Annotated in this window: 19 protein-coding genes; 8 read left to right on the plus strand and 11 right to left on the minus strand. The window is 44.6% G+C overall.

Going from position 1 to position 24608, the window contains the following annotated elements:
* Positions 1-226: 226 nt before the first annotated feature.
* The 3 genes from A7325_RS11360 to A7325_RS11370 all read left to right on the plus strand — a co-directional run bounded on the left by A7325_RS11360 (position 227) and on the right by A7325_RS11370 (position 2454).
* Positions 227-1084, plus strand: a complete 858-nt coding sequence (locus A7325_RS11360) for a lipoyl protein ligase domain-containing protein (RefSeq protein WP_068408218.1) — start codon at positions 227-229, stop codon at positions 1082-1084.
* 195 nt (positions 1085-1279) lie between these two features.
* Complete coding sequence (locus A7325_RS11365) at positions 1280-1810, plus strand: inorganic diphosphatase (protein WP_025651820.1); 531 nt, start codon at positions 1280-1282, stop codon at positions 1808-1810.
* Positions 1811-1989: 179 nt separating this feature from the next.
* A complete protein-coding gene (locus A7325_RS11370; RefSeq protein ID WP_068408220.1) occupies positions 1990-2454 on the plus strand; it encodes a hypothetical protein in 465 nt (154 codons plus the stop codon).
* A gap of 258 nt (positions 2455-2712) precedes the next feature.
* On the opposite strand, the gene A7325_RS11375 is transcribed toward A7325_RS11370, so the two are convergent.
* The 6 genes from A7325_RS11375 to A7325_RS11400 form a co-directional block, all read right to left on the minus strand.
* Complete coding sequence (locus A7325_RS11375; RefSeq protein ID WP_068408222.1) at positions 2713-3567, minus strand: patatin family protein; 855 nt, start codon at positions 3565-3567, stop codon at positions 2713-2715.
* 199 nt (positions 3568-3766) lie between these two features.
* Positions 3767-4654, minus strand: coding sequence for an SDR family NAD(P)-dependent oxidoreductase (locus A7325_RS11380; protein WP_068408224.1), 888 nt, complete (start codon positions 4652-4654; stop codon positions 3767-3769).
* Positions 4655-4822: 168 nt separating this feature from the next.
* Positions 4823-5860, minus strand: coding sequence for a tRNA dihydrouridine synthase DusB (gene dusB, locus A7325_RS11385; protein WP_082894392.1), 1038 nt, complete (start codon positions 5858-5860; stop codon positions 4823-4825).
* A 110-nt stretch (positions 5861-5970) separates the two neighbouring features.
* Positions 5971-8010: a BCCT family transporter gene (locus A7325_RS11390; RefSeq protein WP_068408226.1), complete on the minus strand. Its 2040-nt coding sequence runs from the start codon at positions 8008-8010 to the stop codon at positions 5971-5973.
* A 212-nt stretch (positions 8011-8222) separates the two neighbouring features.
* On the minus strand, positions 8223-10268 hold the full coding sequence (locus A7325_RS11395) for a BCCT family transporter (RefSeq protein WP_068408228.1): 2046 nt from the start codon (positions 10266-10268) through the stop codon (positions 8223-8225).
* A gap of 297 nt (positions 10269-10565) precedes the next feature.
* On the minus strand, positions 10566-11003 hold the full coding sequence (locus A7325_RS11400; RefSeq protein ID WP_068408230.1) for an HIT family protein: 438 nt from the start codon (positions 11001-11003) through the stop codon (positions 10566-10568).
* A 247-nt stretch (positions 11004-11250) separates the two neighbouring features.
* Between A7325_RS11400 and A7325_RS11405 the strand changes: the two genes are divergently transcribed.
* The 3 genes from A7325_RS11405 (at position 11251) to A7325_RS11415 (ending at position 15583) form a co-directional block, all read left to right on the plus strand.
* Entirely contained in the window at positions 11251-12027 is a 777-nt protein-coding gene (locus A7325_RS11405; RefSeq protein ID WP_068408232.1) for a hypothetical protein, read from the plus strand.
* Positions 12028-12206: 179 nt separating this feature from the next.
* A complete protein-coding gene (gene ilvD / locus A7325_RS11410; RefSeq protein WP_068408234.1) occupies positions 12207-14117 on the plus strand; it encodes a dihydroxy-acid dehydratase in 1911 nt (636 codons plus the stop codon).
* Positions 14118-14329: 212 nt separating this feature from the next.
* A complete protein-coding gene (locus A7325_RS11415; protein WP_068408236.1) occupies positions 14330-15583 on the plus strand; it encodes a cation:proton antiporter in 1254 nt (417 codons plus the stop codon).
* A gap of 123 nt (positions 15584-15706) precedes the next feature.
* On the opposite strand, the gene A7325_RS11420 is transcribed toward A7325_RS11415, so the two are convergent.
* The 4 genes from A7325_RS11420 to A7325_RS11435 form a co-directional block, all read right to left on the minus strand.
* The gene (locus A7325_RS11420; RefSeq protein WP_068408238.1) at positions 15707-17125 is read right to left on the minus strand and encodes a serine hydrolase domain-containing protein; all 1419 of its coding nucleotides are present in this window, start codon (positions 17123-17125) and stop codon (positions 15707-15709) included.
* Between the two features lie 169 nt (positions 17126-17294).
* On the minus strand, positions 17295-17822 hold the full coding sequence (locus A7325_RS11425; protein WP_068408240.1) for a beta-lactamase hydrolase domain-containing protein: 528 nt from the start codon (positions 17820-17822) through the stop codon (positions 17295-17297).
* Between the two features lie 48 nt (positions 17823-17870).
* Entirely contained in the window at positions 17871-18785 is a 915-nt protein-coding gene (locus A7325_RS11430; protein ID WP_068408242.1) for a MaoC family dehydratase, read from the minus strand.
* A 334-nt stretch (positions 18786-19119) separates the two neighbouring features.
* Positions 19120-20520, minus strand: coding sequence for a 3-oxoacyl-ACP reductase (locus A7325_RS11435; RefSeq protein ID WP_068408244.1), 1401 nt, complete (start codon positions 20518-20520; stop codon positions 19120-19122).
* Between the two features lie 618 nt (positions 20521-21138).
* Between A7325_RS11435 and A7325_RS11440 the strand changes: the two genes are divergently transcribed.
* Together A7325_RS11440 and ppk2 are read left to right on the plus strand one after the other, a co-directional pair.
* Complete coding sequence (locus tag A7325_RS11440) at positions 21139-22713, plus strand: acetyl-CoA C-acetyltransferase (protein ID WP_082894394.1); 1575 nt, start codon at positions 21139-21141, stop codon at positions 22711-22713.
* A gap of 242 nt (positions 22714-22955) precedes the next feature.
* Entirely contained in the window at positions 22956-23969 is a 1014-nt protein-coding gene (ppk2, locus tag A7325_RS11445; protein ID WP_264298329.1) for a polyphosphate kinase 2, read from the plus strand.
* A 136-nt stretch (positions 23970-24105) separates the two neighbouring features.
* Here ppk2 and A7325_RS11450 read toward each other — a convergent pair whose 3' ends face one another.
* The gene (locus tag A7325_RS11450) at positions 24106-24453 is read right to left on the minus strand and encodes a PilZ domain-containing protein (protein ID WP_068408248.1); all 348 of its coding nucleotides are present in this window, start codon (positions 24451-24453) and stop codon (positions 24106-24108) included.
* Positions 24454-24608: the final 155 nt, after the last annotated feature.

The raw sequence follows: 24608 nt of genomic DNA on the forward strand, positions 1-24608 counted from the left end.
TCCAATCAATGAACAGCACCTTTGATTGACTACTGGGTTTGTATGAAATACGTGTCAGGCAAGGGTTATATTGCCGCAATTTAACCGTATTTTTAACGCAGCTCGGACAATTAATTCATACATTAAACAGCAAAATTTAGATTTGGGCACAAAAGCTAAAACTGCTACACTAAATATCAATAAGAAGCCCCTTTTTTAATAACAAAACCATAAGACAATCACTCTCATGCAAAATACCGCGCAACCACTCAATGATATGCTGGTCAGCAAATCACTTTCAGCTGCTGATTATGTTCCCACCCTTGATGCTATGCTATCGCGTACGTTAGCGCGTATCGCGCTGAAAAAAGAGCAAGGTCTACGCACGCCTGACGAGCTTTGGATTGTCGATCACAATGATGTCTATACGCTTGGACAAGCCGGTAAAGAAGAGCATATCTTACAACGTACCAATACGCCGATTATCAAGACCGACCGCGGCGGTCAGGTGACATGGCACGGGCATGGACAGTTGGTTATCTATTGGTTGTTTGATCTGGACAGTTTGGGCTGGAGTGTGCGCAACATGGTATCGCACGCCGAGCAAGCGATTGAAGACGTAGTCAATGACTGCCTAAAGAGCCATGCGTCTAATAGTAGTCTTATCAGCGCTCATGCCCGCCGCGATGCGCCCGGGGTTTATTTATATAGCCATCTGAATACTGCCAGCAATGACAAGGCTCAACCACTCACTGAGCTTCCGATTGATGACGCCATTATGCTGGGTAAAATCGCTTCACTTGGCTTTAAAATCAAGCATGGTTTTAGTTATCATGGGGTCGCGATTAATTTAGATTGTGATTTATCGGCCTTTAATGCCATTAACCCTTGCGGCTATGCGGGCATGCAAATGTTACGACTGGCTGACTTTGCCGCCATGGATAAGCAAGCGCAGGATAAACAACTGGCAGCGCAGGCAGCAGAGCAATCTATGCCAGCAATGACCAACTGTTTAAGCTATGAACAAGTGACGCAAAAACTTATCTCTAATATTGCCAAGCGTCATGCTGGACATATCCAATTACGTGCCCTCGCTCCTAAATAGTTTTTAATTACTGTTTTTGCATAATCCTTTTTTGCATAATATCGTGCACGCTTAGACTTAAGCATTATGAGAAAATTTGAGTCAAACTTGTTATAATCGCAGGCGCACAAATTGGGCGCAGCAAAAACCTTAGCGCGCCAACATTTAACCCTTTATCATTGAAGCATTCATAACAAAAGCACCTTGGAGCAATTTATGGCAGATTTTAATAAAATTTTGGACGCAGGCGACGTCGATGGCGGCATCATTAATGTGGTCGTAGAAATCCCAACTGGTAGCAGCCATAAAATTGAGTGGAATCGCGAATTGGCAGTTTTTGAGCTTGACCGTGTTGATCCGCAGATTTTTGCCAAACCTTGTAACTATGGTTTTATCCCACAAACCCTTGATGAAGATGGCGATGAGTTAGATGCGCTTATCATCACAGAACAGCCTTTACCGACTGGTATTTTCTTAAAAGCAAAAGTCATTGGCGTCATGAAATTCGTTGATGATGGCGAAGTTGATGACAAAATCGTCGTCGTACCGGCTGACGACCGTGATACAGGCAATGCTTATAACAGCCTAGAAGACTTACCAAAGCAGCTTATCAACCAATTACAATTCCATTTTAGCCATTATAAAGACCTTAAAAAAGCCGGTACAACGGTGGTCGAATCTTGGGGTGACGTCGCAGAAGCTAAAGAAGTCATCAAAGAGTCTATCCAACGCTGGAAAGACCTATAAATTGTCCTAGATAATTTATAAGAAGCGTTTATTGCCATTTTTTTATTAAAATAGGATAAGCGCCATGAAAATACCGCAGACATGATAATGGTTGCGGTATTTTTTTGCTTGAATTTTGCGCCGATAAAATGGTTATAATACCCTCACCTACCTAGTATCACACCCAAATAAGGACTGTCATGTTTGACTCTGATTCAGGCTCAACGCCCGCCAATAAAAAACTGCCAAAAGCCGTTATGATGATGGTCGAAAAAGGCAATTTGGTGCAGGCAATTAAAACCTTGGCCGCTGATGAAAATATCAGTATGGATGCCGCCAAATCTCGCATAGATGCTTATGAGCTTGCGCTAAAGAACCAGCAGCAGCAAACCCTCACGACTATCGCCAACAAACAAGGTATCCCAAGCCAAGCCTTTAGCTTTGATAGAGAACAAGTTGAAGAAGAGACAGAGCGTCTGACAAAGACTCGCGTTAAAACCACGCCAACGGAGCAAGGCTTCCAAAGTCTACAAGATGGTGTCGACAGTCAGCTCAATGATTTGGGCTATAAAAAACCGCTTATTCCTTATTGGGCAAAGCGGCTATTGGTCATTGCTGCGGTGATGGCAGGGTTATTTTGGATAATGTGGCGTGTGTTTGGCTAGTCTGTTATAAGTGGTCTATTAATAGGTTTGAAGAGTGAAAGGACTGGTTTCGTTGGGAATATCTTCCTGCACGGCTAAATGTATATTGCCGTATGGAGGATTGGGAATGGCTTGCCCATAGCTAAAGGCTCAAGTCTTAATTAGGGAGCTGTATCAATCCTACACCCTTATAAGCATGAGTATTAACAGGCCTTTTCTTAAACTGAGAAACGTTTTTTAAGACAGCCAGTCATTTCGAACTCCCACGCCTTGAGCAGATTAAACTTTGTGCCAATCTTCAATGGCTTTGTAACCTGCTTCCAATCCCACATCGTAGCTATAACGGATCTTAGCTTTGTTTTTGGACAATCGACTTGCCATATTTTTTAAGTCAGGTGGGCAAACCTCTACGATTTTTTGTGAGGATGCAGAATGTAAAAATTGTACAGCCGCATTATAACGTTCTGTTCGTGCCAACAAGCTTTGGGCAAAACCCTGGCGTTGCTTAGAAAAATACTTGGCCAATAACTGATCACCTTTGTGACTTGCTTTATAGTAATCTTTAGGACGAGTACGGATAACCATCAGCTTAGCAACCCCCTCTTGTTGAGCAGCCCAATGTACAGGTAAAGCATCGGCCACGCCCCCATCAAAATATGGCTCGCCAGATATTTCTACTGCTTGTCGGGTGAGCACGGGAATAGAACTTGATGCTCTTAGACCATCCAAAATATTGTCCTCACAAGCTTTTATATAGGTCGCTTCACCTGAAACAGCGTGTGTTAGCACCATGTAAAATTCAGCATTATTAGTCAATAATTGTGCCTGATTCAGTGGATATTCTTGTTCCACCACGTTCCACATCCATTTCAAATCCAGTAAATCACCGCCTTTAAAAAAACGGCCATAATGAATAAACTCAGATCGCAGTGAATGATCTAGATAAATATGCAGGGTGCGACCTTGTTGTTCAGCTAAATAGTTAGCAACATTGGTAGAGCCTGAGGACACGCCCACACAAAGATCAAAAGGGTTGAAATGTTGTTGTAAAAATGCGTCTAAAACGCCACTGGTAAATGCGCCGCGCATTCCACCACCCTCTACTACTAGTGCTTGCCGTTGGTGTTTAAGCATTGAAAACCTCGAGTTAATCATTATAAATACCCTATTGAGTACGCTAAGCCAACCTATCAAAAAATATTACAAGCAGCGTTAGCGTCAATAAAAACCCCTGCTTTACTCATTGATATAAGCATTCATACTTTTTAGAGCGTTAAAAAAGGACACCGAAGTATCCTTTTTCCATTTTAGGTCAAGGTGAAATAAACCTACTCTAATGATGCTCACCCGGTAGAATTCTGGCAAAAGCACGCTGCGCGATATTTGGTTTTTTATCACTCGTTAATCCCGCACGGGTACTTGGGAAAATACGGTAACCCATCGATTGAATACCAACGTTGATCGCTGGTGCTAATGAATAAGTCGCCGAGGCAAACTTACCCATGTTACTGGCAATACTGTTTGGTTTATGGACAATCGCTTTGGCGACCATCATCGCCGCTTCATCAGGCATCAGCGCAGGCATGTAGCGGTATAACTTAGTGGGCTCAATCATCGGCGTACGCACCAATGGCATAAAGATATTGGTAATGGTGACATTATCGCCTTTTACTTCAGCAGCCAAGCAGCGACTAAAGGCATCCAATGCCGATTTTGAAGCGACATAAGCGGCAAAACGCGGGCTATTCGCCAGCACACCAATCGATGATATATTAACAATTTGACCAGTCTGACGTTCAATCATCGTCGGCAAAAACCCAAGCACTATTTTAACCGCGCCAAAGTAATTGATATCCATGGTACGCTCAAAATCATGGAAGCGATCTATAGACTCGTGCACCGAGCGGCGAATTGAGCGACCGGCATTATTAACCAAGACATCTACATGACCGAAATCTGCCAAAATTTGCGCGCTGACTTTTTCTATATCATCCATATTGGTCAGATCACAAGGGTAATAAGTAGCTTTACCACCAAGCTCCTCGATACTGTCTTTCACAGCTTTTAATTTGTCTTCAGTACGTGCCAGCAAGATCACATGAGCACCGCATTCACTGAGCAAATAGGCCGTACGCTCACCAATACCACTTGATGCCCCTGTGATAATAATATGCTTATCTTTGACTGCTTTGCTGATTGCTTTTTTTGAGGGGTTGACCATAAAAGATCCTTTTCGTAAATGATACTTCCGTTAATGTTCGCCTAAAGCATAACAAATATAATTGGATTGAAGTTAATAAATAAGCCGTAAAATGCATTTAATATCATGAATATTAGCAGTTAGGTATTTATTATCAAGTGGATTGCTTAAACTGACCGTTTTTTCTTGCTATTCGTGCGCGTGTAAAAAGTCTTCGACCACGCGAAACTGCCCAGCGGTACTCTCTTCACCATACATGGCTTGGCGAAAAGCGTTGGAATTAGGGATGCCGGTGGTATACCACGCAATGTGCTTGCGAGCAATTCGGCAGCCTGAATATTCGCCGTAAAACTCATATAGCTCTTGCAAATGCGCTAGGACAATCTCTTTTATCTCGCTCACACTAGGTGCAGCAAGCACTTCTCCTGAGCGCAAAAAATGCTCGATATCGCGAAATATCCAAGGCTGCCCTTGCGCAGCACGCCCTATCATCACCGCATCACAACCGGTCAGCTCATAGACACGCTGCGCTTTTTGCGCGCTATCGATATCGCCATTGGCAATCACAGGGATATTAATGCTTTCTTTGACTTCGCGAATCAGCTCATAACGCGCTTCCCCAGTATACATATCCTCACGCGTTCGACCATGAATGGCAATCGCAGCAATACCCGCCTGCTCTGCTCGCTTGGCCACGCGCAAAATATTTTCGCGGCCATTTTCAAACCCCAAACGCGTTTTTAAGGTCACAGGAGCATCAACGGCTCCTACCGCCGCATCCAGTAAGCGCGCGACCAAATCTTCGTCTTGCAAGAGCGCAGATCCTGCCAATTTACGGCACACTTTTTTGGCCGGGCAGCCCATATTGACATCAATAATCTGCGCGCCATTATCAATTTGATAACGTGCCGCTTCTGCCAATTTATCCGGTTCTGCGCCCGCTATCTGCGCAGAAATAGGCGCTATTTCGTTATCAAAATTGGCGCGGTAGAGCGATTTTTTGCGCGCATAAAGTGCAGTATCAGCGATGATCATCTCACTAACGGCATGCCCTGCGCCAAAGGATTTACAAAGTCTACGAAACGGATTATCCGTCACGCCAGCCATCGGTGCGACCATCAGACGATTTTCAATCGTCAAGCCGCCAATAACCAAGGGCTGCAATAAAGGATGGTCATTATTAGCTTCTGCTGATGCTTGATTAGACACGGGATTATTTATAAGCATAAAAAACGGCTTGATTCGTAGTGAAAACAAGCCGTTATTCTAAGGGTTCTTAACTTTATTGCAAGTGATAGAGGCAATCATTTGCTTAGCGCACGTCAAGGAAAAAATGCCTATTTATCAAAAACACTGCCCTGCTCTAAGGTAATATCATTATCATGTACTTGCATACGCCACGGCAAAATGTCAGGAGATATATTAATAAAGTGCAAATATTTTTCAAACTGATCAATAATATCGTTAATCACTGAATCTGATTGATAGCCATATAAGTCATAGGTTTGCCCGCCGCGGCGTAGATAAACTTCCGCCCGATAATGATGCTCTTGCGGCAGTTTACTCGCCATCTCTTCCGTATAATAATCTGGCACTTCATGCTCCGATAAACGCACTTCGTACCAAAACTCGACGTTATCGCCGCCTCTGAGCTCAAATACCACGCGGTCATTGACTTCATCAAAATTCACCTCAGGCAACCAACCCGTTTCGGCAAACTTTTCAGCAACCTCATGCATCGACGATAAAACCGTTCCTTTAATATAACCCAAAACTTTATCGCGCGTTGGCTGCTGGGTTATATAGTCAATGCGGTCACGCCATGCATCTAGTTTCAACAGATGCGGCGGCAGATGATTGTCACTGGCCAGGCTTTGATTGCGATGACCTTCGATACGCAGCGCTCGCCACATGCCAAACATCGCAATCAAAATAATAATCGTAAAGGGCAAGGCGCTAACAATTGCCGCTGTTTGCAGCGCTTGCAGGCCACCTGCTAAGAGCAACGCCGAGGCAACAACGCCAAGTATCAATACCCAAAACGTACGCTGCCATGCCGGCGTATCACTGCGCCCGCCCGCTGCGAGCGAGTCAATCACCAATGAACCTGAATCGGATGAGGTGATAAAAAAGGTAATGATAAGTACCACAGCCAGTACAGATACCACTTGGGTAAACGGTAGATTCTCAAGCAGTTTAAATAAAGCAATCGCTTGGTTATTTTGCACTTCAGTAATCAGCGATTCATAGCCTTGAACCATAATCATATTTAGTGCTGTATCACCAAACACCGCAAACCAAAAGAAAGTAAAGATGGTAGGTACTAGCATCACGCCAACGATAAACTCGCGAATGGTACGACCACGACTAATCTTGGCAATAAAAATACCGACGAAAGGCGACCAAGAAATCGTCCATGCAAAAATAAATAGCGTCCAACTGGTTATCCAATCGCCTTGCTGATAGGCCTGCAGACTAAAGGTACGCTCGACAATATTACCTAGATAACTACCCGTGTTTTCCATAAAGGCGTTGAGAATAAATATCGTCGGCCCTACCGCAAATACAAATAGCATCAGCGCCGTTGCCAGTATCATATTCAAGATAGATAAGCGTTTGACTCCTTTGTCCATACCTGCAAGCACTGATATCAAGGCCAGCCCCGTAATCAAGACAATGGCGATTACTTGCACGGTTGTATTGACTGGAATGCTTGGTAATAGGTAATGGAGTCCCGTATTTATTTGCGACACTGAAATGCCAAGACTGGTGGCCAAACCAAATAAAGTACCTAAAATGGCGAACACATCAACCGCATGACCAATAGGCCCATGAATTTTTTCACCGATGATGGGGTACAGCGTCGAGCGCATTGATAGCGGCAAACCGTGACGAAAAGCAAAATACGCTAGCGTCAAGGCCACGACGCCATTAATTGCCCAAATATGGAAACCCCAATGGAAGTAAGCAATCTGCATGGCTTCTTTTGCCGCAGCTATAGTTTGTGGCTCTGATAGCGGCGGCGAGGCAAAATGCGTCACTGGCTCCGCTACCCCATAAAATAACAAAGCAATCCCGTACCCTGCCGAAAACAACATCGCAAACCATTCAATAAAATTGTACTGCGCCTCACCATGGTCAGGCCCTAGTTTGATACTGCCATAAGGCGAAAATGCGAGCACCACCACAAACATCAAAAACAGCGCGGTTGCTAGCATATAAAACCAGCCGAATGTCTCGGTGGTAAATTCTAGTACTTGGACAAACAAATCACTCGCCAGCTGTGGGTTGACCGATGTCCCCACTACCAGCAATAACATGACAATGGCCGTCGGTATAAATACTGGCATCAAAATAGTAGAGCGAGGTTTACTCATAAAAAATTCTCAAAAAATCTTAAATTTGGGTATGCGTCTAATATTGTTATATAACGCCCAGTTATTCAAATAAATTTTAAATCACTGAGCCAATAGTTACATTACCTAATGATGGTAAAAAATATTGCTTTGTTTATTAATATTGAAAAACATCGCTATTTAACGAAAAAAGACAGCTGCTTAGCTGCCTTTTTTATCGCACGAATACACATTTATTTATCGAACACACTGCCTTGCTCCAGCGTGATGTCATCATCATGTTGCTGCATACGCCACGGCAAGATATTTGGCGAAACATTGACAAAGTGTAGATACTTTTCAAACTGATCGATAATGTCATTAATCACAGATTCAGACTGATAGCCATATAAATCATAGGTCTGACCACCGCGGCGCAGATAGACTTCGGCGCGATGATGATGCTCTTGTGGTAATTCATTGGCCATGTCTTCGGTATAATAATCAGGCACCTCGTGCTCTGACAAGCGCACTTCGTACCAGAATTCCACATTATCCCCGCGTCTTAGTTCTAGTACGGCGCGATTATTAATCTCATCATAATTAACCTCAGGCAACCAGCCGGTTTCGGCAAATTTCTCTGCCACCTCTTGCATCGACGATAGCACTGTACCTTTAATATAACCCAGCACTTTATCGCGCGTTGGCTGATTGGTCATATAATCAATACGGTCACGCCAAGCGTCTAGTTTTAACAGATGCGGCGGTAAATGATTGTCGTTGGCCAAACTCTCGTTACGATGGCCTTCAATACGCAGCGCTCGCCACATACCAAAGGTCGAGATCAAAATAATCACTGCAAACGGCAAGGCACTGACGATAGCGGCAGTTTGTAATGCACTCAAACCACCTGCGATAAGTAGCACCGCCGCGACAGCACCCTCAGTGACAACCCAAAACGTACGCTGCCACCAAGGCGTATCGCTACGTCCACCCGCCGCGAGCGAGTCAATCACCAATGAGCCTGAATCTGACGAAGTCACAAAAAAGGTAATGATCAATAGCACGGTCAATGACGAGACAATCTGAGTAAATGGTAGTTGCTCTAAAAGCTTAAATAACGCAATGGCTTGGTTGTTTTGTACCTCGCTAATCAGTGCCTCATAACCATCGACCATTATCATGTGTAGCGCAGTATCACCGAATACCGAGAACCAGAAAAAGGTAAACAACGTTGGCACCAGCATTACACCAAGAACAAACTCACGAATGGTACGTCCACGACTAATCTTGGCGATAAATAGCCCAACAAAAGGCGCCCAAGCAATGGTCCATGCAAAAATAAACAGCGTCCAGCTACCGATCCAATCGCTCGATTGATAGGCTTGTAAACTAAAGGTACGCTCGACGATATTACCCAAATAACTACCTGTGTTTTCCATAAAGGCATTTAGAATAAATACTGAAGGTCCAACAACAAATACAAATAGCATCAAGGCAGTGGCGAGCACCATGTTTAATATAGATAAGCGCTTTACCCCTTTGTCCATACCTGCCAATACCGAAACGAGCGCTGCGGCCGTTACCAAGGCAATGATAATCACTTGTACCGTGGTACTGACTGGCACCGTATTTGGCAACAGATAATTTAAACCTGCATTAATTTGCGCGACTGACAATCCCAAACTGGTGGCGATACCAAACATAGTACCGACGATCGCAAACACATCGACGGTATGCCCAATGGGACCATGGATTTTGTCACCGATTAGTGGATAGAGCGTTGAGCGCACGGACAATGGCAGACCATGCCGAAACGAGAAGTACGCCAGTGACAAGCCAACCACACCATAAATCGCCCAAATATGAAAACCCCAGTGGAAATAAGCAATTTGCATCGCCTCTTTTGCCGCCGCAATAGTTTGCGGTGTGGACAGGGGTGGACTGGCGAAATGTAATACTGGCTCTGCAACGCCATAAAACAGTAAGGCAATGCCATACCCCGCTGAGAATAGCATGGCAAACCATTCAAGGAAGTTATATTCAGCATCCGCGTGGTCAGGGCCCAACTTAATACTGCCATACGGCGAGAAGGCTAAGGCAATAATAAACATCAAAAATATGGCAACTGCCAACATATAAAACCATCCGAAAGTATCGGTGGTAAAAGCCAGAACTTTGCTGAACAACTCACCCGCAGCTTCAGGGTTGAGGGCTGTGCCAATCACTAATAACAACATAATGGTTGCGGCTGGCACGAATACTGGCAACAAAATAGTAGAGCGAGGTAATTTACTCATAAAAAATGATGTCCTCAAAAAATAACAATAAATATGAAAGCTAAATACAACAAGAGAAGTAAGATCGCCTACTTTATAAATTTGTATGAATAGAGGCAGTATCTCGTTCGGCTCTTATTAAACCGTTTATAAAACAAATATAATTTTTATCACACTCTCTGCAAAAACCCTAGGCAAGTGCCTGACTCGTAACACTATTTTAACGTTTGTTACATGACTATTACTCAGCAATAAAAAAGGCAACTTGTTAGCTGCCTTTTTTTTGATGATTGCATTATGAATGGTCAATTTAAGACATTAAGGATTAATAGCGCCTGCTAACTGTTTCGCCATCTCAGCAAGCTCACTTTGATCTGCTTGCGTGACCGCATGACGACCTAGCTCATGAATGCTCGATGGAATTAGATGCACATGGTAATGAAAAACAGTTTGTCCGGCTTGTGCGCCATTTAACTGCATTTGAATAATACCCTCACGCTCGAATACTTGACGCTGCGCTTGCATGACTTTTTTGGACGTCATCAGTACTGCTGCGGCATATTCTGGTTCAAGATCGACTAAATCAACGGCTTTTTGCTTAGGAATGACCAGTACATGACCTTTTGCTTGCGGCATGATATCCATAAAGGCGAGGGTTTTGTCATTCTCATAAACTTTATGATAAGGGATATCACCGTTAAGCATTTTGGCAAAGATATTATTATCATCGTATTTGGTTTGGGTATCTTGACTCATTTTTATTCCTTAACCTTTTATTAGTAATTAGTTGTCATCAATTGGTTGTCAGTACTAAAGAGTAAATAGCTCAGCAAATATAGTGGACGAAATTTGGATTGAGTACAAGTGGCTGATACATTCACTAGCCACTTTCAATTTTACTGGGTTTTGCTATCAACAATTCTATAAGTGATACGATTAATTTATTGGCGAGCCGTGCGCTTTAAATGTTATATTAATCCTCTATTTTAATCACCTCAGGTTTATGGATTTGACTGCCTTGCCAACCCAATTATCCCAATCATCAAACACTACTGACGCTCATAGCGACCACGCTCATGACACTATGAGAAATCATACTGCGGTTAATGAAACGCTTGAAGATAGCGCACCGTCAACCATGTCAAGCATTGAGCCAAACGCCATTATCTTAGCTGAGGCATTAACTGATAAGGCAATCAGTTGGCGTATCCATAATTGTAAAATCAGCAAAAAAATCATGACGCAGGATATGCCACTGCCCTTTTTGTATCATTACGACAGTTTAGATGACAGCATTAAACAGACTTATCCATTAACACCTGCCCTACTTGCCCAGTTTAATACCCCCATGACAGCTGACGAGGCGGCGAAACTTATCGGTATTGATAAGGCGCTAATCACCAGCCCTTGGCATGTCAAAGTGATTGGCTCATTGGTGGTGTTTAGCGAAGCGCTGCAATTGGCCGTACGCCTGCATTGGACCAATACTGGTAAAGACACCCAGCAAATTTATACCAAAGATGAAGCCGATGCGCTTACTGCTGCTTTTAAAGAGTGGCAGTTTTTTGGTCGTATCGATGTGCTTTATAAGAATACTAAGCAAACACTTATCAGTATTGATGAGCACGCCGAAAACGATAAACAGCTACTGACTATTGCTGCCAGTCCTGACTATCAATTCTTGCCAGCGCCTCACGCCTTAGTCGTCATCGCCAAACTTGAAACCGATAAAGCCGATTTGCCTTGGTTTGAGACCGCTATTTTAGAGCGCCTCGTTTAAATATTGACCCTCAAGTCTTTATGATTATTGGTTAATGATTTTCAGTTATCCATATCTAATGGTATGGTAACGCCTTAGTATTATTCACTAGTACTCACATGGCATAAAAAGCACACTATCCGTATGACAGCGGATGCTGCAGACGTTTATAAATCTCGCTTATTTGTAAGGAATATCACATGGATTATCGCTCAAAAACTTCTACTGGCGGTCGTAATATGGCCGGTGCGCGTGCCCTATGGCGTGCAACGGGTATGACGGATGGCGACTTTGGCAAACCGATTATCGCCATTGCCAACTCCTTTACCCAGTTTGTCCCCGGTCACGTGCATCTAAAAGACTTGGGGCAACTGGTGGCGCGTGAGATTGAAAAAGCGGGCGGCGTGGCAAAAGAGTTTAATACCATTGCGGTCGATGACGGTATTGCCATGGGCCATAGTGGCATGTTGTATTCATTACCAAGCCGTGATTTGATTGCAGACTCGGTTGAGTATATGGTCAACGCCCACTGCGCCGACGCCCTAGTCTGTATTTCTAACTGCGATAAAATCACCCCTGGTATGCTGATGGCAGCCATGCGCCTCAATATCCCTGTTGTTTTCGTCTCTGGCGGCCCGATGGAAGCGGGCAAGGTCATCGCTAGCACTGTCGCTCATAGCCATAATAATGATGGTGGCAGCGATGTGCACACGACCGATAGTAAAGGCAATGCGATTCGTAAGCTTGATTTGGTCGATGCCATGATGGATGCCGCTGACGATAATATCAGCGATGAAGATGTTTTGGCCATTGAAAGCTCGGCTTGCCCAACTTGTGGCTCATGCTCTGGGATGTTTACCGCCAACTCAATGAACTGCTTGACCGAAGCATTAGGCTTATCATTGCCGGGTAATGGCTCTCTATTAGCCACGCATTCGTTACGCCGCGAGTTGTTTTTAGAAGCGGGTCGCACGATTGTATCATTGGCCAAGCGCCGTTATGAGCAAGACGATGATTCGGTATTACCGCGCTCTATCGCTACCAAAGCCGCTTTTGAAAATGCGATGAGCTTAGATATTGCGATGGGTGGCTCGACCAATACTATCTTGCATCTATTGGCTGCCGCCAATGAAGCGGAAGTTGATTTTAAAATGCATGATATTGACCGCCTAAGCCGTAGTGTCCCTTGCCTGTCGAAAGTCGCTCCTGCTTCACAAAAATATCATATGGAAGATGTCCACCGTGCTGGTGGTGTGATGGCGTTACTTGCCGAGCTTGACCGTGCCAGTTTACTGACCACCGATATCCCAACCATTCATAGCGCAAGCATGAGAGATGCTATCGATAAATGGGATATCATGAATCCTGATAATACTGAGGCACGTGCGCGCTATATTGCCGCTCCTGGTGGCGTCCGTACCACGCAGGCCTTCTCGCAATCAAAAGAGTGGCCAAACCTTGACGTCAATCGTGAGTCGGGCTGTATTCGTAGTGCTCAGCATGCCTATTCAACCGATGGCGGCTTAGCAGTACTATACGGCAATATTGCTGAGCGCGGCTGCGTGGTTAAAACCGCAGGCGTCGATGAAAGCATCTTAGTCTTTACCGGACGCGCACGTATCTTTGAATCACAAGACGCTGCCGTAGCCGCCGTGCTTGATGACCAAATTGTCGCCGGCGATGTGGTCATCATTCGCTATGAAGGCCCAAAAGGTGGGCCTGGTATGCAAGAAATGCTTTATCCAACAACTTATCTTAAGTCTAAAGGTTTGGGCAAAGAGTGTGCGCTGCTCACAGATGGTCGTTTCTCTGGCGGCACCTCAGGCTTATCCATTGGTCACGCCAGCCCAGAAGCAGCTGAAGGTGGCGCGATTGGTTTAGTACAAGAAGGCGATACCATTCATATTGATATCCCGAACCGTACCATCAATATGCAAGTCAGCGATGCCGAGCTTGCTGCGCGCCGTGAAGAGATGGAAGCGCGTGGACGTAACGCATGGAAGCCTGTGAGCCGTGAGCGTCACGTCTCGCCTGCGCTGCGTGCTTATGCAGCTATGACTACCAGTGCCGATACGGGTGCCGTCCGTGATGTGAGCCAAGTTGAGCGTTAAATAAATCTGTAAACGCAATGATTTATCACTAACCTTATAGAATTACCCAAAGCCTGCGCCATGCAGGCTTTTTTTCACCAAAAAACAACGCTACCGCCGTTCTGTTAACGTTTTTTTGCGGTAATAAAAAGCATTTGCGCTCATTATTAATAGCGATTAAACCTCTTGTAACTTTATCTTTTTAAAACCAAAAAATAGCGTGCACCAAACTTATGATTGAAAACTATAATTTATTCTTATTGGTCTGCGGTATTGCCTTTTTATTCGGGGCACTGTTTCCTATTCTTTTTAAACGTACGCCCATCTCGCTGCCCATGCTGCAAGTAAGCTTTGGTCTATTCATGGGCTATTGGTGGACCAGTTTATCTTTTTTAAATCCGATGGATAACGGTTTAATTATCGAAAAACTGACCGAAATCGTGGTATTGGTTTCGCTGGTTGGTGCAGGTATCAAGATAGATACTGAGCTGTCGTGGCACTTATGGCGCCCGACTGTGCGCTTACTACTTATCACCATGCCGATTGGTATTTTTGCCATGGCGCTCTTAGGCTATTATGCTTTTGGTTTGACATTAGGCGCGGCCATCTTGCTCGGTGCGGTACTGGCTCCGACCGATCCTGTGCTAGCCTCTAGTATCCAAGTCGGACCGCCCAATACTGGCGGCGAGGATACACCGCGCTTTACCTTGACCTCAGAAGCAGGGTTAAATGACGGCTTGGCGTTCCCATTTGTCTATTTAGCGATTAAGGTCGCAGAAGCTTATAGCGGCGGGCAGCAGTTCACAGGTGAGATGCTGTGGCAATGGTTTACGACTGATGTGCTGTGGAAAATTGGCGCAGGTTTGGTGGTCGGGATTGTGGTTGGTAAATTACTAGCAAAATTGGTCTTTTCAAAATACAGCCACAATACCTCCATCTCTCAAGGTTATGTGGTGATAGCTCTCACCTTGCTGGCCTATGGTTTGGCAGAATATGTACACAGCTATGGCTTCATTGCAGTATTTGTCGCCGCCTTTGCCTTTCGACGCTCGGAGCGTGAACACAGTTATCACCAAAAGCTGCACGATTTTGCTGAGCAGTCAGAAGGCTTACTGATGTCCTTAGTTCTTGTGGTTTTTGGCATGTTTTTAGGTCAAGGACTGCAAGCGGGCGTTGAGCTGACATGGCGCGTCTATATCGTCAGCTTTACCTTTTTATTATTGATTCGACCGATTGGCGGATTGATTGCTCTATCAGGATTAAAGCTGCCCTATACTGAAAAGTATGCCATTTCTGCGCTCGGTATACGCGGTATTGGCACCTTATATTATCTGTCTTACGCCCTCAATCAAGGCTTCTTTGATGAAGTAGACGCTGTTAAACTTTGGATAGTCTGCTCAATTGTCATTTTGGCGTCTATCTTTATCCATGGTTTGATTTCCCCAAGGTTGCTTAAACTCACGCCTAATAAGCCGCGCCATGGATAATTTCGGACGACTACCTCAATACTTTTGTTAGTTATAGTGTTGCTACTTATCCTTTAAGCACCTGTATTTCTGTTTTTCATACTGGCAACAAGAATATTGAGGTAAGTTCAAGAGTCACGTCTACTAGATTCCAGCGTCAATCAAATCTAATACCGCTTCCGTCAGCGCAAACTGGCGGACATCATTGAGCATTGTTACATCAAAATTATGGATAAAGGTAAACGACAATTGCCGCGCAGGATCACACCACGCAACCGAACCGTTATAACCCATGTGCCCAAAACCTTGCGCGCTCATATTAGAAGCTTCACTTTGACAAATGCTAAACCTGCGATGATAGCCCAAGCGCCAGTTCATTTTCGCCGGCATTACCGCGTCCATGCCAGTGGTTTGCGGGGTTGAAAGCTGCTTAAATGTTGCGTCGTCAATTAATGTCTGCCCCTGCCATGTACCGCCATTGGCTAGCATGGCATAAATAGTTGCTAATGCTTGCGCTGATGCCACGCCGTTGGCAGCGGGAATGATGGCTTGTAGCGTCCGTTTATCGTAATAATCGATAGGTTGTTTATTAGCCAACACAAGAGCCGATTTATAGTTTTTTAGATTAAGCTGGCTGTTATTAAAGTATAAACGGTTAATTTTTGCTGTATCCAAATTAGGCAGCCCATCTGCCATTGCGCTTTCATTTGCGCCTGCTTGATTGGTTAGTGCTCTTTTTTGCCAACAAGTATAGCTTGGTAGGCTTGAATAAATACGCAAAGTATTTTCAGAATCCGCTCTTAACACGGGTTTGCTGCGGCGAGGTCGCGCTTGCGACAGCTCCTGATTGCTTATTTGCTGGGCTGTGTGTTCGTCTGTTTGGAAATATTTAACCAAATGAGCCACTTCATCTACTTTATCGTCTGGCAGCCCAAAATAACAGCTGTCTGCAATTCCTAGCGGCTCAGTCAAATAGTGACGCAGCGCTGTGGCTAATGACATATGGGTAACGGCTTCTATCACGCCGCCCAGTACCCAACCGTAAACCAAGGCGCTATAAGCGCTCTCATATAAGGCGCTGTCTTCAGGCGCTGTTACTGGCATAGCAGCAACCTTTTCTAGCATGAGCTGCCAATCGAGCACCATGTCATTATCGACATCGATACTTTGAATCGAAAACAAGTTGCCTTGATGCGACATGACGCTACGTAAAGTAATCTGTTCTTTTCCTTGCGCGGCAAAAGCAGGCCAATAATCCGCAATCGCTCGGTCATAATCAAGCATATGCTCGGAGACCAACACATGCACCAATGTCGCCAACACCCCTTTCCCTGTTGAAAAATTCAGCGATAGGGTATCGGGGCTCCATGACAAATCCGCGCGCGCCATTCCCACACTAGCCTGAGCAATACATTGCCCCGCTTGATAAACCACCAAGGCACCGCCAGCTGGTGCGTCATCAAGCTGCAAATATGTTAGCAATTGTTGTAATTTTTGCTGAATAACAGGATTAATAGACGTATAGACGTTTTGATTATCAGCTTTCTCATTATTATTTTTCATTATTCACTCGCTTTATTTATAAAAACATTTTTTATAGTCAAAAAATTCATTAGCTAATTAATCACGAAATTTGCTCATAAAAAAGGCAACCTATTGGTCGCCTTTTTTGTTGCATGTCGCTCATATGTAACGCGTACAGTTTGCCCTACATGCTTAGTATGCCATGAGTCTAGCGTGGAACCAATAAACGATTATGAACCTCTTCTTCTAGCTTCGTCAAACCATGACTGCGCCCGCGCTCCATTGCCGTATCCATTTTGCGTCCGCGTAACCAGCCCGCACGCAATGCTACCGCTGCACCAGCGCGATTACCAGAACCACAGTGCAAGACGGTTTTTTTGCCATGGTACTGACGCAAGATGTTATCAAACGCCAATATATTTAACTGTTTTAAATCCTTGGCCCCGCTGATAGGCAGCTGCTCATAATGCATACCAGCGCGCTCTACCGCCGCGCGCTCATCAAAATTTAGCTCATCATCTGGCTGCAAGTTAAGCACCAACTCAACGCCAGCCGCCGCTAAAGTAGCGACCTTTTCGTCGTCGAGGGCGCCGCACACGATGGTGTTGTCATCAGGGCGAAAATACGGCTCAAACATATTTTCCAAATCGATACCGTTATCTTTAGCAGTAGATTCATCTATGGTAGCTGAGTTATCGGGCGCAGCTACGCTTGTTGCATTGTCATGTAAAGTCATAATGAATAATTGGTTAATAAAATATAAAGGTTAGAAATATGGCGCAATCTATTGATTTTCGCTTTGCAGTTTGATCACACCAGCAAGATGCGGCTTGTCGTTTTTAGCACTAAATAAGCCAAACTCGCAAGTATCGGTTGGGCTCTTTAACTGCGCTATCGGCTCAGCGATCAGCTCTACTTCAGCTGGCAAAAAGATAGGCAGCTTAAATGATACATTGACCGTGCAAGCATCTGGTAGCTCATCCACCAGCGCTAGACATTTAGCTTTTGACCACATGCCGTGGGCGATGGCTTTTGGAAAACCAAATGCGCGTGCCGATAATGGATGGAGATGGATGAGGTTAAAATCCCCTGAAACAAACGCATAACGACGGCCGATATCTTCTGGTACTTCAAAGATACTGTGCACGCCTTCTTCATTCACCAAAGGCTTAACGGTCACTGGACGCGGCGTGCTTTTTTTATCTTTGCTACCTGATTTTTTTCCACGTGACAAATAAGTAGAAGTGCCTTCCCAAATTACCTCGTCATCTGACTTAACGGTGGTGACAAAATCAAACTGCTGGCCTTGCGCATGGTCGCGTAGATTATCAAACTTCACCGCCATCGCTACCGTTTCACGCTCACCGATAGGACGATACTGCGTCACGCTATTATCCACATGCACCAAACCTAGCATAGCAAAGGGAAATGGCTCTTTGACCATCATATTCATTTGTAACGTCTGTGATAAAACAGAAAAATAGGTAATCGGTATTTTGCCATTGTCGGCGAAACCACAAATCTTACGATAATCGTCAAGATTATTTTGGTCGATGTGCAAATTATCTACATAATACGTCGCTTGTGGCAACTGATCGCGGCTGACCTTTTCGTTATTACCAATAGGCAATAGACTCTTGACGATATTGGCGTAGGTGGTATGCGCTTTTGGCAACGCATCATAATGTTTGTCTGACATAATAAATCCTAAATGGGGTTGAGCTAACTGAGGCTGGAGCAAATTATCTGGCTACTTGTAAACAGTGAAGCATTCGTTTGTCGGCTTATTTGTTTACTGGTTGGTTTACTGGTTCATTTACTGGCACATGCTTTTATTCATACCTGTTTTTATCATAAAAAAGCCACCCTCGGGCAGCTTTATTACAATTTATCAGCAATTTTTCGTAAGCATATGTGAGGTCCATTTAAAAACCTCATACACCCTACTTACTTAATACAGGCTTGCTCACTATGATTTAGTCATTTATCGAGCAGTATTCTGCCTCTATTTTACTGAGTATGCATCCAACAAGCTATGCACCCAACAAGCTTTGGCCACAAACACGCACGATGTTGCCATTTAGTCCACCAGAAGCTGGTGACGCAAGCCATGCAATGGTTTCAGCCACATCGATTGGTAAGCCGCCTTGGCTCATTGAGTTCATACGGCGACCGGCTTCACGAATGGCGAACGGAATGGCTTCTGTCATTTGCGTTTCGATAAATCCTGGCGCTACAGCGTTGATGGTCATGCCTTTAGAGCCGTCTTCTAGCTGCTTAGCAGTCGCGTTTACCAAACCAATGACGCCCGCTTTAGAGGTGGCATAGTTACTTTGACCTAGGTTACCAGCGATACCTGAGATAGATGAGACGCAGACGATACGTGCATGGTCTTTTAATACATCATTATCGAGCAAGTAGCGGTTTAGCTTGGCGATACTACCCAAGTTGATATTGATGACCATATCCCACTTTTTCTCGTCCATTTTTGCCAGTGTCTTATCACGGGTCACGCCAGCATTATGAATAACGGCATCTAAACCGCCACGCTTTTGCGCCGCTTCTGCGATTTCTTTGCCCGCATCTTCACTAGTGATATCAACGGTTAATACTGAACCACTGATTTCGCTGGCGACTTTTTGTAAGTCCGCTTGCTGCTGCGGTACATCAAGACAAATAACATGGGCGCCTTCGCGTGCCAACACACGAGCGATGGCTTCACCGATACCGCGACTTGCGCCAGTGACCAGCATAGTTTTACCGCCTAAAGGCTGCGTCCAATCGACATCAACGTTGTCGCCATTAGTAACACGTACCACTTGTCCTGACACATAAGCTGAGCGCGCTGAGGCAAAGAAGCGTAACGTTGAGTCTAGGTTCTTTTCAGCGCCTTCTGCCACGTAGATAAGCTGGGCGGTGATACCGCGCTTAAACTCTTTACCGACAGATTTCACAAAACCTTCAAGCGAGCGCTGCGCCAATGCCGCCTCAATATCGCTCAAATCTTCTGGTGGACGACCGATAACGATAACGCGACCTGATTTTTCGACGCGGCGCGCCACGGCATGAAAGAACTCATACACTAGTTTGAGCTCATCAGCATTGCTGATATTGCTGGCATCAAACAATAAAACTTTAAACTTGTCATCGCCGCCGGTATTGGCTTTGGCTTTCACGCCTGCATCAGCCAGTGCGTCTTTTACCGGATCACGGCTATTAACAAATACATCAGCATGCAAATCTGACAAAATACGGGCAACTGATTCGCTGATGGCAGTATTGTCGCCATCAGCACGGCCAACCAATACACTACCACGTACTGACGGCTGTCCACTATCAAAACGATCCAACTCGACTGGCATCGGCAAGCCTAGATTTTTTGCCACTTTTCGGCCAATAGAAGACTGCACAAAATCACCATAACGGTCTGACATAATATAATCCTATAATTAATGAGAAGAAAAAAAATTATTAATATGAGTAAACAGGTTAAAAACTGCTGTAACTATACACTTCCATGCAAAACAAGTCCAAAAGCTGCGCCTGTCTATCATAATCTGTAGACAAGCCAGTATACAAGATAGCAACTTTTTCTCGCCTTAAAAACACCCCACTTATGTTAAAATCTAACGTATAAGTTATGGCAAATGCATTTATAGATAACAATATATTATCAAAAGCTTCGTTATGCAATGTTATTAATCAATACTAACCAGTATAATCAGTAGCGTTTGATAGTTAGCATTGAAGGCATGAGCTTAAAATTAGCGTCACATCGTTTGCTAAAGAGATACAGTAAGCGCGTAAAAAGCGCCTTATGCTAACCTTCTCTGCCGTGTACTATGTTTTTCTCTTTTGTTTTTCCCTTTTATCTTCTACCCATATTTTTTAAGGATAATATTATGAGTACTAAAAACAATCACCCTGATAGCCCTGTTGTTGAAACGACCGTCGTAAAAGCTGGTGATAGCCAAAATACCGAAACAGCGACTGACGCAGCAACCAAAAAAGCAGCAACTGAAGACGCCAAGCACCCAAACGTTTTTGACACAATGGCAAACTCAAAAACCGCTGAGCCGAAACAAGCGGACGATAAAAAGTTGGATGCCAAAACAGCGGATACGAAAACAGACAGCTCTAATAAAGATAATTCTAAGAAAGACGAGTCTAAAAAAGATGATTCAAAAAAGGAGAGCACCGCTGAAAAAAGCTCAAAAGACAGCAAAACTACTAACGCTACTAAAGATGATAGTGCGGCTAAAGATGCCAATAAAAAGACTGACACAGCTAGTACAAAAACAACTGCTACGACCGCTAAAGAATCAAGCAAAACTGGCCTGAGCTCGGGTCAACATCGCGTCGCTATCCTAGGTGGCAACCGTATTCCTTTTGCTCGCTCAAACGGTACATACGCAGATGTCAGCAACACCGACATGCTAACCGCCGCGTTAGATGGCTTGGTTGAGCGTTTTAACTTACAAGACGAAAAAGTCGGTGAAGTCGTTGCTGGTGCGGTGATGAAATTGAGCCGTGATATCAACTTGACGCGTGAAGCAACGCTAAGTACGGCATTGAACCCACATACACCAACGTACGATATCTCACAAGCTTGCGGTACTGGCTTACAAGCAACCTTTGCTTCTGCCAATAAAATCGCCCTTGGTATCATTGATTCGGCGATTACTGGTGGTGTGGATACCACCTCTGACGCCCCTATCGCGGTTGGTGATGGCTTACGTAAAGTGTTAATCAAATTGGGCGCAGCTAAAGACAACAAACAACGTCTAAAAGCGCTAATGGGTTTAAATCCTAAAGATTTGATCGACTCACCACAAAATGGCGAGCCGCGTACGGGTTTATCCATGGGTGACCATCAAGCGATTACCACCCTTGAATGGAACATCAGCCGTGAAGATCAGGACGAGCTTGCCTTTAATAGCCATAAAAATCTAGCACGCGCTTATGACGAAGGTTTTTTTGACGACCTAATCACGCCATACAAAGGTTTGACGCGCGATAACAACTTGCGCCCAGATACGACGTTAGACAAGCTTGCTAAACTAAAACCCGTGTTTGGTAAAAAGAATGCCAACCCAACCATGACAGCCGCTAACTCGACGCCGCTAACCGATGGTGCCTCTTGTGTGCTATTAGCCAATGACGAATGGGCCAAAGAGCGTGGTTTTAAACCACTAGCATACATCGTTCATCAAGAAACGGCTGCCGTTGACTTTATCGGTAAATCTGGCGATAAAGAAGGTTTACTCATGGCGCCAGCTTATGCGGTACCGCGTATGCTTGAGCGCGCTGGTTTAACGCTGCAAGATTTTGACTTCTATGAAATTCATGAAGCGTTTGCCTCACAAGTGTTATCAACGCTAGCAGCTTGGGAAGATGAGAAGTTCTGTCAAGAGCGTTTGGGTCTTGATGCGCCACTAGGCTCTATCGATCGTAGTAAGCTAAACGTCAATGGCTCATCACTTGCCGCAGGTCATCCATTTGCCGCAACCGGTGGTCGTATCCTAGCCACTGCTGCCAAATTGTTAGACCAAAAAGGTTCAGGTCGCGCCCTTATCTCAATCTGCGCCGCTGGCGGTCAAGGCGTTACTTGCATCTTAGAGAAATAATATTCTCACTGATGTCATTAGAAATAAGCCATTAGTTAATAAATAGCGTTAAGCTTTTAAAACACCCTTTAATCTGATGATTAAAGGGTGTTTTTTGTTGTGGCTGAAAAAAATATTAAAAAGACTGCAACAAGTAAACACGGCGTACTCATAGCGTTATTGTAAATGTGCTAGAGTAATAAACCACATATAGAACTATCATAATGAATAATAACCATAAAAATATTGCTTAGGAGCTTATTATGAGCAAAGGTCCCTCATCGATTGACCGACAAACCTTAAACGCCCCCAAGCGGCAAGAACTGTCAGCACTCGAACAAGACAGCTTTATTACCCGTATGGATAAAGAAGTGTTTGGCGATGAGCTACGCCGCAAAATGCATCAAGATTTGATCGACAGCTATGACGAAGAGCTGGAAAATGAGATAGACGATTATGTGCGCGACTTTCGTTTTGATGGCCGCGCGATGAGTGAGCAAGAAAAGCTCGATCGGCGTACTTATTTTGAAGAATTACTGCGACTACAGCGAGAGCTTATCAAACTGCAAGATTGGGTGGTCGAATACGGCGAGCGCATTGTGGTGATATTTGAAGGGCGCGATTCTGCGGGTAAAGGTGGCGCTATCAAGCGTATCACTCAGCGTCTAAACCCGCGTGTTTGCCGCGTTGCTGCGCTACCCGCACCAACCGAACGCGAACAGTCACAGTGGTATTTCCAGCGTTATGTAGCGCACTTGCCCGCCGCTGGCGAGATTGTCTTGTTTGATCGCAGCTGGTATAACCGTGTGGGCGTTGAACGCGTCATGGGATTTTGTACCGATGCCCAGTACGAAGAGTTCTTTCAATCGGTGCCTGAATTTGAGCGTATGCTGGTGCGCTCAGGTATTCGCTTGGTTAAATACTGGTTTTCGATTACCGATGACGAGCAGCATTCGCGCTTTATGAGCCGGATTCACGACCCACTTAAGCAGTGGAAGCTGTCAGCGATGGACTTACAATCACGTCGGCGCTGGGAGGATTATACCAAAGCCAAAGAGACCATGTTTGAGCGCACCCATATTCCTGAAGCGCCGTGGTGGGTGGTCGAAGGCAATAATAAAAAACGCGCTCGGCTAAACTGTATTGCTCATTTGCTTGAGCAAATCCCCTATAAAGAAGTACCGCGCGATGAGATTGAATTGCCCGAACGCAAGCGCGATGATGAATATTACCGCGAGCCAATTCCCGATGATATGTATGTACCACCGCGCTATTAGCTAAATGCATGCACGTATTATTTAACAAAATACGGCGCATAAAAAAGCAGCCTCATCAATATAACGGCTGCTTTTTTCATTTTTTCGCTAAATGTATTATGCTAATAGCAAATACATTTCACGCTCTGTAAAAACACTACATCGTATAAGTCGACTGCAAGCTATCAAGCTTACCGGCTAATAAGCGCTCGACCTCGTTTTTGATTCTTAGCCCAGCGACATCAGTGCCTATTTGTACCGCAAAACCTGCTGGGCGGCCGCTTTGGCTTTTTGAATTGATCCAAACCACTTTACCATTCATCGGTAAGCGTTCGCTAGAATTGGGCAGAGTGACGGCAATAAACACTTCATCGCCCAGCTTTTGGGTTTTATCAGACGGCACAAATAATGCGCCATTGGTCACAAAGGATAAATAGCTTGCGTATAACGTTTCCATATCTTCAATATGGCAGGTTAAAATCCCGCCACGTCCTGGCATTGCCATAGTCCGCTTCCTTTATATGTGAGATTTTTTTTTAATCTTAGATTAACACACCAAGTGCAACGCTAATTAATATTATAGAACGCCTGCATAGGCGTCTTAAACCCTAATCGTTTTCTTGGTCTGTTGTTTAGTTTGTTCTCAATGTCCTGTATTTC

Source organism: Psychrobacter sp. SHUES1 (genome assembly GCF_001652315.1).
Lineage (GTDB): Bacteria > Pseudomonadota > Gammaproteobacteria > Pseudomonadales > Moraxellaceae > Psychrobacter > Psychrobacter faecalis.

Coding starts and splice junctions, on each gene's coding strand:
- A7325_RS11360 (WP_068408218.1), top strand. CDS start 227: ATGCAAAATACCGCGCAACCACTCAATGATATGCTGGTCAGCAAATCA.
- A7325_RS11365 (WP_025651820.1), top strand. CDS start 1,280: ATGGCAGATTTTAATAAAATTTTGGACGCAGGCGACGTCGATGGCGGC.
- A7325_RS11370 (WP_068408220.1), top strand. CDS start 1,990: ATGTTTGACTCTGATTCAGGCTCAACGCCCGCCAATAAAAAACTGCCA.
- A7325_RS11375 (WP_068408222.1), bottom strand. CDS start 3,567: ATGCTTAAACACCAACGGCAAGCACTAGTAGTAGAGGGTGGTGGAATG.
- A7325_RS11380 (WP_068408224.1), bottom strand. CDS start 4,654: ATGGTCAACCCCTCAAAAAAAGCAATCAGCAAAGCAGTCAAAGATAAG.
- dusB (WP_082894392.1), bottom strand. CDS start 5,860: ATGCTTATAAATAATCCCGTGTCTAATCAAGCATCAGCAGAAGCTAAT.
- A7325_RS11390 (WP_068408226.1), bottom strand. CDS start 8,010: ATGAGTAAACCTCGCTCTACTATTTTGATGCCAGTATTTATACCGACG.
- A7325_RS11395 (WP_068408228.1), bottom strand. CDS start 10,268: ATGAGTAAATTACCTCGCTCTACTATTTTGTTGCCAGTATTCGTGCCA.
- A7325_RS11400 (WP_068408230.1), bottom strand. CDS start 11,003: ATGAGTCAAGATACCCAAACCAAATACGATGATAATAATATCTTTGCC.
- A7325_RS11405 (WP_068408232.1), top strand. CDS start 11,251: ATGGATTTGACTGCCTTGCCAACCCAATTATCCCAATCATCAAACACT.
- ilvD (WP_068408234.1), top strand. CDS start 12,207: ATGGATTATCGCTCAAAAACTTCTACTGGCGGTCGTAATATGGCCGGT.
- A7325_RS11415 (WP_068408236.1), top strand. CDS start 14,330: ATGATTGAAAACTATAATTTATTCTTATTGGTCTGCGGTATTGCCTTT.
- A7325_RS11420 (WP_068408238.1), bottom strand. CDS start 17,125: ATGAAAAATAATAATGAGAAAGCTGATAATCAAAACGTCTATACGTCT.
- A7325_RS11425 (WP_068408240.1), bottom strand. CDS start 17,822: ATGACTTTACATGACAATGCAACAAGCGTAGCTGCGCCCGATAACTCA.
- A7325_RS11430 (WP_068408242.1), bottom strand. CDS start 18,785: ATGTCAGACAAACATTATGATGCGTTGCCAAAAGCGCATACCACCTAC.
- A7325_RS11435 (WP_068408244.1), bottom strand. CDS start 20,520: ATGTCAGACCGTTATGGTGATTTTGTGCAGTCTTCTATTGGCCGAAAA.
- A7325_RS11440 (WP_082894394.1), top strand. CDS start 21,139: ATGGCAAACTCAAAAACCGCTGAGCCGAAACAAGCGGACGATAAAAAG.
- ppk2 (WP_264298329.1), top strand. CDS start 22,956: ATGAGCAAAGGTCCCTCATCGATTGACCGACAAACCTTAAACGCCCCC.
- A7325_RS11450 (WP_068408248.1), bottom strand. CDS start 24,453: ATGGCAATGCCAGGACGTGGCGGGATTTTAACCTGCCATATTGAAGAT.